At 39.6% G+C, this 15047-nt stretch carries 11 protein-coding genes; 4 read left to right on the top strand and 7 right to left on the bottom strand.

The annotated features are described in order from the left end of the window. Positions 1 to 2 precede the first annotated feature (2 nt). Complete coding sequence (locus tag GSY63_RS22580) at positions 3 to 689, bottom strand: GNAT family N-acetyltransferase (RefSeq protein WP_166588112.1); 687 nt, start codon at positions 687 to 689, stop codon at positions 3 to 5. A gap of 371 nt (positions 690 to 1060) precedes the next feature. Beyond that, a complete protein-coding gene (locus tag GSY63_RS22575) occupies positions 1061 to 1324 on the bottom strand; it encodes a hypothetical protein (protein WP_166588111.1) in 264 nt (87 codons plus the stop codon). A 112-nt stretch (positions 1325 to 1436) separates the two neighbouring features. Here GSY63_RS22575 and GSY63_RS22570 point away from each other — a divergent pair, with 112 nt between their 5' ends. Continuing rightward, complete coding sequence (locus GSY63_RS22570; RefSeq protein ID WP_166588110.1) at positions 1437 to 2267, top strand: MBL fold metallo-hydrolase; 831 nt, start codon at positions 1437 to 1439, stop codon at positions 2265 to 2267. 17 nt (positions 2268 to 2284) lie between these two features. Here GSY63_RS22570 and GSY63_RS22565 read toward each other — a convergent pair whose 3' ends face one another. Next, complete coding sequence (locus GSY63_RS22565) at positions 2285 to 2650, bottom strand: SPW repeat domain-containing protein (RefSeq protein WP_166588109.1); 366 nt, start codon at positions 2648 to 2650, stop codon at positions 2285 to 2287. A 94-nt stretch (positions 2651 to 2744) separates the two neighbouring features. Next, entirely contained in the window at positions 2745 to 4655 is a 1911-nt protein-coding gene (locus GSY63_RS22560) for a hypothetical protein (protein WP_166588108.1), read from the bottom strand. Positions 4656 to 4961: 306 nt separating this feature from the next. Between GSY63_RS22560 and GSY63_RS22555 the strand changes: the two genes are divergently transcribed. Then, positions 4962 to 6368 (top strand): glycoside hydrolase family 30 protein, encoded by a 1407-nt coding sequence (locus tag GSY63_RS22555; protein WP_166588107.1) that lies wholly within the window; start codon positions 4962 to 4964, stop codon positions 6366 to 6368. Positions 6369 to 6431: 63 nt separating this feature from the next. On the opposite strand, the gene GSY63_RS22550 is transcribed toward GSY63_RS22555, so the two are convergent. Genes GSY63_RS22550 through GSY63_RS22540 form a run of 3 tightly spaced genes read right to left on the bottom strand, consistent with a single transcriptional unit; the run spans position 6432 to position 9221 of the window. Next, positions 6432 to 7844, bottom strand: coding sequence for a hypothetical protein (locus GSY63_RS22550; protein ID WP_166588106.1), 1413 nt, complete (start codon positions 7842 to 7844; stop codon positions 6432 to 6434). Then, complete coding sequence (locus GSY63_RS22545; RefSeq protein ID WP_166588105.1) at positions 7813 to 8676, bottom strand: fimbrial biogenesis chaperone; 864 nt, start codon at positions 8674 to 8676, stop codon at positions 7813 to 7815. The genes GSY63_RS22550 and GSY63_RS22545 overlap by 32 nt, the downstream gene beginning before the upstream one ends. 11 nt (positions 8677 to 8687) lie before the next feature. Continuing rightward, positions 8688 to 9221 (bottom strand): hypothetical protein, encoded by a 534-nt coding sequence (locus tag GSY63_RS22540; RefSeq protein WP_166588104.1) that lies wholly within the window; start codon positions 9219 to 9221, stop codon positions 8688 to 8690. Between the two features lie 124 nt (positions 9222 to 9345). On the opposite strand from GSY63_RS22540, the gene GSY63_RS22535 reads away from it, so the two are divergent. Continuing rightward, on the top strand, positions 9346 to 12138 hold the full coding sequence (locus tag GSY63_RS22535) for an SdrD B-like domain-containing protein (RefSeq protein ID WP_166588103.1): 2793 nt from the start codon (positions 9346 to 9348) through the stop codon (positions 12136 to 12138). Positions 12139 to 12359: 221 nt separating this feature from the next. Then, positions 12360 to 14930, top strand: coding sequence for an NACHT domain-containing protein (locus GSY63_RS22530; protein ID WP_166588102.1), 2571 nt, complete (start codon positions 12360 to 12362; stop codon positions 14928 to 14930). Positions 14931 to 15047: the final 117 nt, after the last annotated feature.

Raw genomic sequence — 15047 nt, 5'->3', positions numbered from 1 at the left:
TATTAGTCAAAAAGTTTGTGGATAAGAGCCGATGCTCCTATGATGGTTAATATTTTAGTTGAGCGCAGTTTTAATGCATTCTCAATACGCTCAAGCAATGTCGCCTTGTGCGCAATCTTTTTAAATTTCTCTTCTTCGTCCTTCTGCTTCTCGGCAGGATCGTAAAGCATTGCTGTGCACATACAGTTTTTACGGTCTTTGCTCATCAGAATGTCGTAGTTTACGCAACTGCGGCAGCCTTTCCAAAAATCCTCATCCTGGGTAAGTTCAGAATAGGTAACAGGCTCGTATCCAAGATCAGAGTTGATCTTCATTACAGCCAAGCCAGTTGTTAAACCAAATATTTTGGAATTGGGGTATTTTTGACGAGAAAGCTCGAAAATTTTATGTTTGATAGCTTTAGCCAGTCCTGCTTTTCTAAACTCTGGATTTACAATAAGACCCGAATTGGCCACGAAGTCGCCGTGGCTCCAGGTTTCTATATAGCAGAAGCCAGCCCAGCGGCCGTCTTTATGGAAAGCAATTACCGCTTTACCCTCAAGCATTTTATTGGCTACATATTCTGGCGAACGTTGTGCTATACCGGTACCACGTGCTTTTGCCGACTCTGCCATTTCAATGGTAATCTGTTCTGCAAAATCAACGTGCTTATCTGAAGCAACTATAATATCAAAATCTTGTATGGTCATTGAATAAACCCTTTAAACGATGGCGCTGTACCGTAAGTAATTAATTGTTTAAGGAGAAAAGTGTTTTACACTTTTTGATAAGATGAATGTAGCATCTTAGGCTACATTCAAACCCGGGGAATAAAGATCCGTCGTCGTGACGGTGTGACAACAAAATCAGTTAAACTCAAAACAGCAGTAACAGGAGCAAAGTATGCTCTGTTTACCGGTTTATTTAAGTTTTGAACGTTCATTTTAATGTGCGTATTACTGTTTTGTAATTTTGTGCAAATTATTGCATTAATTTTTACTTATGCAAGTAAAAAATGAGATACTTTAATAATAGGTTTTTGAGCTGACATACAGTTGATCCCGGTGTTATTTGAGGGCGCTTAATCCAGCTCTGAAGGATTTCCCAGGTAGTGATCTTCAATTTGTTTGCCGACGGTCTCAATAATATCATCTAAAAGGCTCAAACCATCTGATCCATCAACAAATTGCCACCTTTCATTATGCAACCTAATTCGAAAGTGAAAATCGACTGAACTGTGGGTGTTATGAAACAGAAAGTTGGAGTCGTCCTCAGTTGTGATAGGGCCTGAAATCAACGTTCCATCCTGAAGATTAAACTCTGTATCAAAAAGATGTTTGACCATAATCTATATACAAATTAACACGAGGAGTGTGTTGATCGTATCGAATAAACAGAAATAAAATTTTTAATTACTGCTATAAAATTTAGCAAAAACCGGTTACTTTGTAGTAGATATGTCTGTGTTCATAGCCTCACTAAATTCGGGAAGTAATGGCAACTGCTATTATGTAGGTAACCATCAGGAAGCGGTGCTGATTGATGCCGGTATCTCTTGTCGCGAAACAGAAAAGCGAATGGAGCGTATAGGTCTGCCAATGAGCAATATAAAGGCTATTTTTGTATCTCATGAACATTCGGATCATATTTCGGGCATCCCGGTGTTGGCCAAAAAATATCAGTTGCCGGTTTACATTACACCACGTACTAACTTTACCGGCAGGCAGTTTTTAAACCCACAAATGGTTTATCCATTTGTAGCCTATCAACCAATCCGGGTTGGCGACATTACTGTAACAGCTTTTCCTAAATTTCATGACGCTGCAGAACCGCATAGTTTTGTAGTAAGTTGTAACGATATCAATATTGGGGTAATTACAGATATTGGCTCAGCTTGCGAACATGTAATCCGTAATTTTTCGCAATGCCACGCTGCTTTTTTAGAAGCCAACTACGATGAGCATATGCTGGCCAGCGGTCGTTATCCCTATCATTTAAAGCGCCGCATCAGCAGCGGCCATGGGCACCTTTCCAATACACAAGCTTTGGAGCTGTTTATTAAACACAGGCCGTCGTTTATGAGCCACCTGTTATTGTCGCACCTATCTAAAGACAATAACGATCCGCAATTGGTAAAAGCTTTGTTTGAAGAGCACGCTGATGGCACTGAAATTATTGTGGCCTCACGTTATCAGGAATCAGCCGTTTTCCAAATCGGAGAAGCTGTTTCTAATACGGTGAAGCCACATTATGAGTATGAACCTATACAGTACTCGTTATTTCAATAAAGTATAAGGAAGGGGCATTAATCTTCCTCTAACACCGAATCTTTAGTGAAGATTGACATCGATAACAATATTAGCCCTAAAATTACTTGTGGTAAAAATACAGCATGTGCAAAACCGTACAAAAACGGCGATATCAGTAACATGAAACCAACAAACCCATCCAGAAATAAGTGAGCCGGCATCGGGAATACTTTGATCATGCCGAACTCATAATTGCTGAAAATAGTCATCAGTAACTGCATGCAGCCCAAAAACACCGGAATAAACAATATTGCTGCGCTAAGTGACAGATCGTAATGAAATAACCAGGGTGAAGCTGCAATTACGATACTGGTGATGTAATCTAATACACCAAGAAATTTAGTTGAGATAAATGTGGTCATGATGTTGAATGATTAAATAATCAAAATTAACAACAGAACATTAATTAGATAGGCTTTGTTTGTTGATTTAAAGTTAATTAACACGATTCAATAATCAGGCATTCATAATCTCCAGTTGTACGGTGCATTCGTTTCCGCTGATGTGTAAAGGAACGGCTTCAAGCCCAGGTACGTAATTAAATATGCGGCAACCGCAGGTGGGCAAAGTAACCATCGGCTGATCTGTGGTAACTTTTATTTTTGCCGCATTCTTTTTTATCATCATCGTTCTATCGTTAAGCATCTTTGTTTTTTCTGTCGATTTAGATATCACAGGTACGATAATCTTTACGTCGCCGTCAAATTCAGTTTTATCGTGCTTAAACCTTATCGTAGTTTTATCATTGGCAAAAGTATACGATACCTCGCAATTGATAACCGTTGACGGGCCAGTCTGATTTTTATCTACCAGTTTGGAAAAAGTGTTCACAGTTAACTGATCTGCATCCTGTTTAATTTCCATACGTGCCGTCAAATCGCTGATATTCATGTACAGTTTATCATCTTTTTTCAACTCGATGCGAGGCGTTAAGGCCATCGAATAGGGATCTGTATCCTGTTGCTGATTACCAAATTCATAGATCTGATATTCATTCATGCTGCCCGAAAGCAGCGGGCCGGTTTTAGCATGCCACAGCATACTCAGAGCACCGCCTGTTGGGTGCCCATTTTTGAAATCCTTGTACTCTGTGTCGTAGGCCGTAATAGTGGCTTTAAATCCACCTTTTGATATCAGATAGATCTGCAAGTCTTCGACAAAACGGCTGCCATAATTTTCTTCTTTAGGCAAAATCACATTAGCTGTACTAATAGGTTCATGAATTTTGCTGTACTGTAACATTGTTGTAAGCGCTTTAATATGCGAAAACGTATGATGCACGCAAGGGGTTATACCATGACTGGCATAATGTGGACCACCTTGTAATAAACCATTTACGGTACATTGATGCATTAATTGCGTGTTAAGCAGGGCAGCTTTGTAAAAACGCGGATCGCGGTGAGCCATTAATGCATATGCACTTTGGCAACCGTCGGACGTTCGGCTGCCCCAGTAAGTCCACTTGTAATTTCTTGTTCCCCAGCTGTTATCCCAGCCTCCATCCGGCAACATAAATTCTAAATGGGCTTTCATAGTTTCAGTAACTGTATCCAGTATCTCGTTATCATTGTTCAACAAGCCATACATTACCAATGATGGCAAAGATTCCTCTACATTGTAACCGAGATCCACCGCATAACACCCCTTGGGACTGGCCGTTAAACGGCCTTCACCATATAAAAACTTATTTTTAGGGGTGTAGTATTTCAATGAATCATAGGCAAGCTCTTTACCGCGTTGTTTAAATTTTGGCACATCGAGTATCGTGCCTAATAATGATAACCCATAACCTGCAGTTACAGGGTAGTTGATGTTACCATATTGCATGTTAAAATTATCGTAAACATAGTTGCCAGCCTTGATCAGACGCTCGGACACGGCAGTTTTAAACGTATTGTTAGCCAGATCGCTATAATTTTTCAGAGTCTCGGCCAATGCAATAGCAGCGAAAACGGTGGTGCCTTTCCACGATTTTTCGTATGTTTCATTGAGCCAAGAACCATCCGGACGACTTACTCGTCGTTCAATCCAATCATATAACAGGTACGCTGCATCAGTAAATTTACTGTCGCCGGTTTTATTGGCAAGGTAGAAAAAGGGAAAAATAGTATCTCCAACACGGCCATGCACTGCCTTATCTGCAGGGCAGTAAATGCCGCCGTAATCTGTACTCGTTTTATCTTTTACCTGTAAAGCTAATAGGCCATCGGCCCATTGTTGCATAAGCGTTTGCGCTAATAGGTACAGATCTTTTGTTGGGGTTGGAGTACTTGATAAGAAACCTTTGGCAAGACTACCAATGTTACTTAAACTTAAACCACCAATAGCGGCAGTTTTAATAAAATCTCTTCTCGAATTGTAATACACAGGTTGAATGTTTCTTGAAACGGATTGCTAATTAATTTCTACAACAATTAGTTACCTCAGCCTAATATACTATTTCTTTTTTCTCTTTTAAGTTCATCTATAACTTTTCTACTTTAGCGCCGAAATATGGCAAAGACATTCCTGACAAATCGGGTTGTCGCTACATTTCGGCATAGCCTCTAAATTAATTAGTTATCGAAAAAAGTTCTTGCCCGTTACTGTCTTGTCTTTTATCAAAGGGCATCTATCCGAAAACGTGTAAGAAATTATTAAGCCAATGAAGAATAATATATCAATAAACTATACATGGTAAACATCAAACAACTGGCTTTTACAGCAGTTATGGCCGCTTCTGTTGCAGCAGCGTCGGCCCAGCAAAAAGGATCCGTACAAACGTGGTTAACTAATGCCGATCAGTCGGCTTTGTTTCAACGTCAAAATCAGGAAACCCCTTTTAGCAAAAACACTAATTCGAACCCTGTTATCGAGATCAACGAAAAAGAAAGCTACCAATCTATAGATGGTTTTGGCTTTTGTTTAACAGGCGGTAGTGCACAATTAATAATGAAGATGGATGCTGCAAAGCGTGCTGAATTGTTAAAGGATTTGTTCGCTACAGATGGCACTAATATCGGCATCAGTTACCTGCGTGTAACTATTGGCGCATCTGACCTAAACGAATATGTTTTCTCTTACGATGACCTGCCTAAAGGAGAAACGGACGTTAACATGACCAAATTTGATTTAGGCCCTGATGAGAAGGATGTTATTCCGGTATTGAAAGAAATACTAACCATTAATCCGAAAATTAAGATTTTAGGTTCCTCATGGTCGCCACCGGTATGGATGAAAACAACGGGCGATACCAAAGGCGGAAGTCTGAAACCCGAATATTTTGATGCGTATGCTAAATACCTTGTTAAATATGTGAAAGCCATGAAACAGAATGGTATTACCATTGACGCTATGACCGTGCAGAATGAGCCCTTACATGGCGGAAATAATCCAAGTATGGTAATGCCGGCTCTTGATGAAGCTAATTTCATCAAAACCAATCTGGGGCCAATGTTTAAAGCTGAGGATATAAAAACCAAGATCATTATTTACGACCACAATTGCGATAAGCCGGAATACCCAATCTCAATATTGAATGATCCGGATGCAAAGAAATATGTAGATGGTTCGGCGTTTCATTTGTATGGTGGTAAAATAGAGGCTTTATCGGAGGTTCATAATGCACACCCTGATCGTAACTTGTATTTCACAGAGCAATGGATGGGCGCGCCTGGGGATTTTAAAAGAGATGTAACCGACCATATCACCAAACTTACTATTGGCGCAACCCGCAACTGGAGCCGAACTGTTATTGAGTGGAATTTGGCCACCGACCAGCAATATGGTCCGCATACCGACAGGGGCGGTTGCGATATATGCATGGGTGGTATTACTATCAATAAAGACAGTTTCACGCGTAATCCCGCCTATTATGTGGTGGCGCACGCAGCTAAATTCGTACGGCCAGGCTCGGTACGCATTGGCTCTAATTTAATTGATGATCTGCCTAATGTTGCCTTTAAAACCCCTGAAGGGAAAAAAGTATTGATTGTGATCAACAACGGTTCCGAAGCCAAAAACTTCGACATAAAATATAAAGATCAGCGAGTGACTGAGGCCTTAAAGCCCGGCTCGGTGGCTACTTACATTTGGAATTAAAAGCATAAAAACACCAAACGCTCCGCTTAAAACGGGGCGTTTTTTATATCACATGGTTTATAGTTAGGGTGCTATTAAGCTGTAGGTAACTGTGGTATTGTAGGTGCCTGCAGGTTTCCCTAGTAATTGAGCAGAGTTGGCAGCAGGAATGGCATAGCGCACATTTAGCGTTCTGTCTATAATCGGCGATGATGCTGATATTATTTTTTGAGCAGTGGCTGATAAACTTACCGTAGAAAAGCTGCCAGCCGATGCAGGTGTGGGTGAAATAGTTATAACACCGACGGGTAATGTGTTAGCCCCATTGGTCAGCGTGGTACTACTCGCCTTTACATAAACATCGTAAGGATTGGTGTTACTTAGCGTTATATGGCCATTAGCATCGGCAAACACACCGTTAGTATAATCGCTGGAGGTATTGTAGTTGAGGTTGATATCTGTTTGATTAACCTTTAGTTCTGACAGGTCATTAACGGTTATGGTAAGTGGGCAAGAGAATGCCTGGGTTGTAGCAAGTGGAGTGGTTTGGCTATCGAATACCTCGTAATTTACATTTGTAGTATAGGTACCTTTCTGCGTGAAGCCACTTTTCAAGTCGGCTGGTTTAATGCTTAACGTTATCGTGCTGGTTTGGGCATTGTTGGTAGGAACTGCAAGACCGGTTGCCAGGTTATTAAAAGAGCTACCACCTGTAATGGCCGTGCCCGTGCTTGGCGCAGTCATTTGGCCGGTCATTAAAGTTGTGGCGGTGTTTGGGTTTGGTGCTCCCGAATAACCGTTGCTATAAGTAAAAGTTGATGCGCTGTTTTTTAACCTGATACCATAAGGTACAGTGGTGGTAGTGGCGATGCTATATGTGCCAGAAAGCGTACTGCTTCGGTAAAAATCCAGAGAAGTTACGGTTAGGCTCATACTTGCCGGTAAACCGCTTGCGGTAATAAAAGCAGCCACATTCAGGTTTAACGATCCTACAGTTGGGCTTAATGTTCCGGGGTTGGTGAGTACAGCAGATGCGGCGAAGGTTAAGTCGGATGTGTAACTGCCAGCCAGCCACGTTGTAGTGTTAACACCTGAAAGCGTATATCTAAAATTTAAAGCCCCCGAAGGTAAGGCTGTCAAAACAGAGGTGTAAATACTTTGAGGGGTAGAGGATAGGGTAATAGTGGGAGTAGTACCTAATAGGTTAAGCAAACTGCCACCGCTACCAATAATTTTCGCGGAGAATAGGCTAACTGATACACCTGTACCGCCGCCTGTTTTAGTAAGTGTACCACCTGTTGTAGATTTTAAGGTTATAGTAGGGGCGAGTGCTACTAAAGGTGCCGTATAAACAGTCGTAGGATTATCTACCGTAAGGCTGGTTTGAGTAATATTACTCGAAGTAATACTAAAATTTACCTGCCCACGAGCGTTATTTGCTGTTAGTGTAATAACAAGGCAAATGTTAATCAGTAAAGTCCAGCTCTTTCTTTGCAACTTTTAAGTTTGTTTCTTCTCCACTATCTAATAGTGCTACCAGTAAATAATGTCCTTTTAATGTTGATGGCAGATCGAGATAAACGACCTGTTCGTCATTAGGCAACATGCTTATCGCCCGCGGTGGTAACTTTAATTCGTCGCCTGTAGTTTTATTGGTGGCTTCGAGGCTGATAAAGCCGTCTGTTACCACATTACCTGTGTTTTTAATTTTTACAGCTATCCTGTGCACTTGCGCGTTGCCAATGGTTTTGTTGCCATCGTTATAAAATGCCAGGTAGTCCAGATCTTTTTTTACCGAGCCGGGTGAAGTATAATAAAGGTGTACACCAAATTCCAGTTTTACAATTACGCCTATGCTTGCATGGTTAGTATTTACCTTACTTGATGCCTGCTCATTTATCTGGGTAAAAAACAACATCGAATGCGTCACTGTCCCTGCGGGTGCATCCTTAGGCACGTGCATGGTTACGGTAACTTGTTGTTTTGATCCCGGCGGAAGTTCTACAACGTTGGGCATTACTTCAACCCAAGTTGCGTTAGATGAAGCTTGTGTGCCTGCGGGATAGTAGCGCTTTTCGCCCGTACTATCGCGGCTCCAGTCCATCAACGAGGCTTTGAAAGACAATGTGGCTTTGCCTGTGTTGTTCAATGTAACCTGTTGGCTCAGTTCCTGACCTTTATCGCCAGAAAAGAACATACGTGAAGGGCTAATGGATATAGCCTGGGCCAGCGTACGCTGACCCATAGCTATAGTGAATAGGAGCATTAAAAAACACCAGCAAAACTTACTGATAATCAACCTATACTGATGTTTTTTTTGTGTCTGCATTTGATGTATTGTTACTGTGTAATAGTATACGTTACCGTAGTTGTATAGGTATCTGCCTTTTTACCGAGAATAGCACTTGTGGTAGATATAGACGATGGCACCGAATAATTTACGTCGACCAGTTTTAATAAACCAGGCGATGCATTGGTAATTAAAGCAGCATTGGTTGTGGCTAGTCCTCCAACTGTTGTAGGTGTTGCACCCAGTGCCGTGTTATTACCCGTTGTAGGTAAAGCAATAGTTAAAATCGATGGATCAAGTACGTCTGTGTTAGCCCCCGTGCCAGCAAGGTTTCCTGCTGCTTTAATATTTAAGGTATATGGCTGATTACTTGTTACCGTAAGGTGACCAGCCATTGGTACGCTTACTCCATTTTGGTAATCAGCCGCGTTATTAAAGTTGATATTCACGTCGGAGTTATTTACCGAAAGTGCCAATACATCAACCAATTTTACGTGAACATTTGTAGTTCCGGTTACTTGGGCTTTAGCCACACCGATGCATAGTAAACTCATTGTTAATGAGATCATTAGAAATTTTTTCATAAAAATTAATTAGAGATTTTGTTAAACATTTGTATTTATATTTTCGTATAAGTGAAATAATTAAACCGAGTTGAGATTTATAAATAAGTAAAAAGTACCGCGATTGAACTCCAAATTATTTGCATTGAACTGTTTTAAAATTCTTGTTTTCCTGTTCCTTTTAATTGAGCTACCCACTTACTCATTTAGCCAATCATCCGGTGTATCGTGTTCGTTTACTTCGGATACTTTGGCGATTGATTACGGACAAACTTTTTCAAATAAATTAAGGTTCGAAAACAGATCCAGTCAGGCAATAACCCTTGTTCAGTCGACTACTACGGCAGACGTTTTATTAAAGTTACCTGATACGGTTGTGGTAAAGCCAGGCGAAGTACTCGCATTTCCTGTAAAATATTTTGGATCGGCCGCCTTATTAGCAAGTGGATCGGACAAGATAAATGTGAGTTACACCAACCTCTCAAATGGTGAAAAAACGAGCGCTTCATTTGCCATTAAAGTGAATCAGGCAAATAAATTAATCTTAAGTTTACCCGATCCAATAGTATACTTAAATACGGTAACCGGGCTGGCGCATTTTAAATTATATTGCTCGAACAGAGGCTACTCTAAAGTGACTGGTAGATTAAAATTTACTATAAATCCTACTGGTTTACAGCTAGTTAATTCATTAAGTGATTTTTCTATTGATGCTGCTACAGATCAGGTATTTGAATTTGACGCCAAGGTTTTAAGTAATAATTTAAACTTCGCCACCAATTATAATGTTACGGTTGAATGTATAGACGAGCATGGAAATAGCCTTTCGATTGCCACTTTACAGATAGCAGAAATTGGGAGTAATAAGCGAGAGCAGGCTGTGTCGGCAGGGCAATATTTTAACCAGTTATCCAACACTGCAGAGGTAAGTTATACCACCATAAACAAGTCTTATTCATTTTATTCATTATTGGCAAACGGCAATATTGCAACCAATTCCGACGATCATTTGGCTTACAATCTCAACCTTAACTACTATGACAAGCAGCACGCGTTTGATGCATTTGATACCTGGGCAAGTTATCGTACGAAGCACTTTGGCATAACAGCCGGAAACCTGATGGAGAATTTAGATTATTCATTGTTTGGCCGTGGAGTAAAAACGTCGCTCTTCCTCAACTCTCATAATAGTTTCGACCTATATTATGTACGTAATAGCTACGTGTTATTTTCTCAACTCATTAATCAATATCCGGGTGCCTCAGTATTTGCGGGTAGTTACAACTTCGCTTATGGAGGTAATGCGGCCAAGGTTTCGTTGCTATACAGTCATAATCCGTTAACCGGCATCGATACCCGTTTTACAAATGGTAACGCGCATATTAGGCTTGGTGCAAACCAAAAATTGGATATAAGGGCTGGTTATAGCAACGAGCAATTGCCTACAACAGGCGAATCTCACTCGGGTGTTGCGGCTGGTTTTTTGTACAACTTCAGAACCGGTAAATGGGAGATCGGTTTAAATAACTATTATAGTTCGCCATATTATAGCGGCCTGCAGCGCGGAACAACGCAACTCGACAATTTGATTAGTTTCCATGCAACCGCCCATACTGCAATTTTCGGTCGCTATGAGCTGATTAAAAATTCGCCTAAATACATGGTTGACACGCTTACCATACCCGGCTTTTATAATAATACATTGAGATACGAAGCCGGTTTGAACTTTAATTATAGATCTGTTAACTTAACGCTGCATCCTTATTGGTTTAGACAGGATATTAACCAAACCTTTAGCAACCCTTATTTTCAGGTAAGCAGTCCCTTATCATCAACAGCTATACGCACTGGTTTGGATATTAACTATGCGATAGGAAATGGGCAGCAGATCTCGGCAATAACAGATGTTGGCTACACTAAAAGTGATAATCCCGATTTATTGCATCAAAAGTATTGGGGAGTCCGCGTAAACGCTAACTATTTTAACAAGTGGTGGGGAATGAGCGTACTGGCACAAAATGCACCCTATTATTTGTCGGAAGAAATTGCGGCTAGTTATTCTGGTAATGCCAATCGCTATTATAATTATTCCTTTGGCCCTAACATTCATTTAAGTGGTTTGGACAACCGCTTAAATATATCGGCTAACGAGTATTTAAACTTTATAAGCTATAATGTAAAGCGTAATAATGCATTAAGCGCGCAGGCTAACTATCGGTTTAAGAAAGGCTGGCAGATATCAGGTCAGGTGTTTTATAACAGTTATCCTAACTATGTCAACAGTTACAGTCTGCAAACCCGCGTTGGCATCAGCAAACAGTTTGTACGAACAACTACTCCCGGCACCAATACCCTCGATCTGAAGTTCTATGAAGACCGTAATAATAATGGCGTTTTTGATAATGGGGATGCACCAATAGAAGGTCTGATCGTTAGTATCCTCCCCGAAACCAGCACCAATAATGCCGATCTAACTACTATAACCAATAAAAATGGTGGAGTAAACTACGCTAACCTCCCGAAGAATAATTATGCGGTGTCTATTGTACGTGGTAACGGCTGGCACCTCAGCGAAACTGTTAAGGTAAACCTGGCACACAATCAAAAGCTGGCTATTGCAATGGTTAAAAGTGGTTGGCTGAAGGGAAATGTTGTGCCTGCTAAGCAAGAATATGTTACTACCAAGCCAAATTTGGAAGGGCTGAAGGTTATAGCTGTCGATGATAAAAATCAAACGTTTTCGACCCTTACGAACGAATTTGGCGAATTTGAATTTGCATTACCGGTAAATAATTACCGAATTACTTTGGATGTAGATCATCAAAAATATTCGGTATCTAACCCTAATCAGCAGCTATATGTGCGTCAGGAGGCTAATAAAGAAATTTCTTTTAATCTGATAGATGAGGCACACAAGGTAATTGTAAAGCAGTTTTAAAACAAAATTAACTTTTGTTTACTTTGACTAAAGATAGGTTTCGTTAGTATAAAAAAAATTTAGTTTGCCAACTTTTAAATTATTTAATTGCCTGTGTATTCGAAATAGGAATACTTAACTTATATTTATTATAATTACAGCCAATTAACCTAAGAAACGCCCTTATAGTTCCTGAATTATATTGTGAGAAGATAGAATACAGGACGTAACAATTATTACCTATGCGAATAGTTTTACCGTTTGTTTTCGAACAGCTGAAACAAGAAGTATTGGATAAATCCGACCTGTCCACAATAACATCATCCGATTGCCAGGCTTTAGCTTACAAAATATCAAAACAAACAAAAAAGCAAATTAGTGATACTACAATCAAACGCATTTATGGATTTGCTTTAAGTAACTCTGTGCCATCTGTTTATACGCTTAACTTATTAGCTGAATATTGCGGATACCCATCCTGGGATAATTTTAGCGATCAGCACGCTAAGAAATCTACCGAAGTTAATGTAAAAGAGATAAAGAAGGATACGGAAAGTATTTTAGATATTATCCGCAAAACTACCCATAATACATTACAGGTATTAAAGAATAAATGCGTAATACCATTTAATCTCACAATCGATCGCGATGGCATTAATGAACACCTGGAAGTTTTTTTAACGGGGGAGTTTAGAGCTACGGTTTTAACTTCGCCGGCCGGATATGGCAAAACCGTGGGCTTATGCCGTTGGGTTGAAGCCCAGCTAAACAAAGCACTCATTAATGAAAATAATGATAACATACTTTTTCTTAACAGTAAGGTCTTGGCGGGCTTGTCGCCAGGAGTTACGTTAATAGATTGGCTTTTAGCGCTAATAGGGTTGCCTGCCTATAGCTTTAGAAAGATATTTGATACCGAGCGACTAAAACGGGATAATTTCTATTTGATAATAGATGAGTTTGACGGCAATGCATTTAAGCCAGAACATTTAGAGTTACTTTTTAATATGTTGCTCGACTTTTTGGCTGTAACCAGCGATTGGCCGGGCATTAAAGTTATTTTAACCATGCGATCCACAGCGTGGCAAGACTGTAAGAAAAGATTAGATCTTGACGATAAAGGTGAAGATTGGTTTCTTGGTTTTATGAACAATGAGCGTTACGATCGCAATGTATCGCCATTTAATACACATGAAATAAAAGAGCTTTGTTTACGGATAAATCCTTCTATAAGGCTACCCGAAATCTTACAGCCCGAGGTGCTATCTTTCTTTAGTTATCCTTTATTCTTCCAATACTATTATCAGAAAAATCACACCGATTTTTTAATGGAAGAGTTAGATTATTTCAAGATATATGAGGTCATTTCTTCCTACATATATGACAAGATCTATGTTGGTAAATATACCACGGAGAAAGTGTTATTAATGCGGGTATTACTCGATAACGGACACTTTAAAAACGGAAAATACATCATAGATAAGATAAAGGTTTATGAATATCTGAAAACTTATAAAGATGCTTATCAAGACCTGATCAGCATTGGCTTTTTGCGTGAGGTGAACCAAAGTAAAGAAGCGCAATATGAGGAGTATATTGAGTTTACGAATAAACGTCTGTTTGCAGCTACCATGGCCGCTAAGTTACTGCACGACTGTGGCAGTTACAACGATGTGATGTGCCTTGATATATCGAACAAAATTGTTCCGGAATACAGGGTCTACGTGTTAAAGTGGTGCATTTTTAATGCCGTTAAAACCAAGCAGTATGAGATATTTACCCATCTGAGCAAGATAGATCTGTCTGCCTCAGAAAAGGCTTTGCTATTAAGTTTTTTAAGTAGCCTGATCAAAAGAAATTTCTTATTGCCGCCGGGTGCCAAGGCCGATGCTATTTTCTTTTCAGATAAGCAGGAGGGGATTTTCGAATACTTTTTTGGGTTTGAGTTCGTATCATTTGAATACGAGCAGGCTCTGAAAGACTTGCTTAAGTTGGATTTAAATGAGGTGCTAAAGATATGGATCAATGTCTGTTTAGCCATTATTTATATTATTCAGCTGAATGCCGAAGAAGTAGAGGCGAGCATGAAAACATTACGAGCATTTTCCGATGAAGCTTTTTCAAACTTCCAGATCAATCCACTTTACTGTATCGAGACTATCTATAACTATTTCAAATTTGGAATAGTAACAAAAAAGGCCTTGATACAGATAACCCGGTTCTTATTTAACGGGCCTAATGAAAAGACGAAATTAAATAATGTAGGATCTAACAATGTTTTATACCTGCTAGTGGCTGGAACTGTACAAATAGCCAGTAATCAGACAAAGTCGATGAGGTTGGTAAAGAAACTTAAACAGTTGCATGCCCAACAAGAGACTTTTAACCCTACCTATAATTTCTTTTTACAGGTTGTAGAAACAGATGCTTTATTGGCTTCGGGTAACATTGAGCAAGGGCTTAAATTATACCATGAGGTTTTAAGCGAATACAGAAATAACCAGGTAAAGTATACGCCGTTTATGAAAGTGCATCTCGACTTTTTATCGGCCTCTGTACTGAAATATTCGGGCGATGGAGAACACATGAAAACGGTTATAGAAAAAATGGTTTATAGCACTAAGAAAACGAGTCATAAATTAATTGAAGTCAATACACTATCTATTTACCTCGAGCATGAAAAGTTTGAAAAAAATACAGAAGTGAACAGGGCTGCATATGTAAAATTTAAAAAACTTATACTTTCTACCGAATTTAATCCGCAGTGGTTCTTATTTAACTATGAAAGAGCTGGCAATAAGATAGTCTACTGATTTGTAGATTTTTATGTATTAAAGTCGGCTTATCGTCGACTTTTTTTATGCCGAATAGTTACGGTTGGAAAATTCGGTTTACTGAATTTTTGCTGCCTACGAAATAATTTTATGTCT

This window comes from Mucilaginibacter agri (genome assembly GCF_009928685.1).
GTDB lineage: Bacteria > Bacteroidota > Bacteroidia > Sphingobacteriales > Sphingobacteriaceae > Mucilaginibacter > Mucilaginibacter agri.
Note: the sequence above shows the minus strand (reverse complement) of the source record. Positions and strands in the feature narration are given on the sequence as shown.

What these genes read in the sequence shown, in the direction of transcription:
- GSY63_RS22580 (WP_166588112.1), bottom strand. Translation starts at nt 689, where the DNA reads ATGACCATACAAGATTTTGATATTATAGTTGCTTCAGATAAGCACGTT.
- GSY63_RS22575 (WP_166588111.1), bottom strand. Translation starts at nt 1,324, where the DNA reads ATGGTCAAACATCTTTTTGATACAGAGTTTAATCTTCAGGATGGAACG.
- GSY63_RS22570 (WP_166588110.1), top strand. Translation starts at nt 1,437, where the DNA reads ATGTCTGTGTTCATAGCCTCACTAAATTCGGGAAGTAATGGCAACTGC.
- GSY63_RS22565 (WP_166588109.1), bottom strand. Translation starts at nt 2,650, where the DNA reads ATGACCACATTTATCTCAACTAAATTTCTTGGTGTATTAGATTACATC.
- GSY63_RS22555 (WP_166588107.1), top strand. Translation starts at nt 4,962, where the DNA reads ATGGTAAACATCAAACAACTGGCTTTTACAGCAGTTATGGCCGCTTCT.
- GSY63_RS22545 (WP_166588105.1), bottom strand. Translation starts at nt 8,676, where the DNA reads ATGCAGACACAAAAAAAACATCAGTATAGGTTGATTATCAGTAAGTTT.
- GSY63_RS22540 (WP_166588104.1), bottom strand. Translation starts at nt 9,221, where the DNA reads ATGAAAAAATTTCTAATGATCTCATTAACAATGAGTTTACTATGCATC.
- GSY63_RS22530 (WP_166588102.1), top strand. Translation starts at nt 12,360, where the DNA reads ATGCGAATAGTTTTACCGTTTGTTTTCGAACAGCTGAAACAAGAAGTA.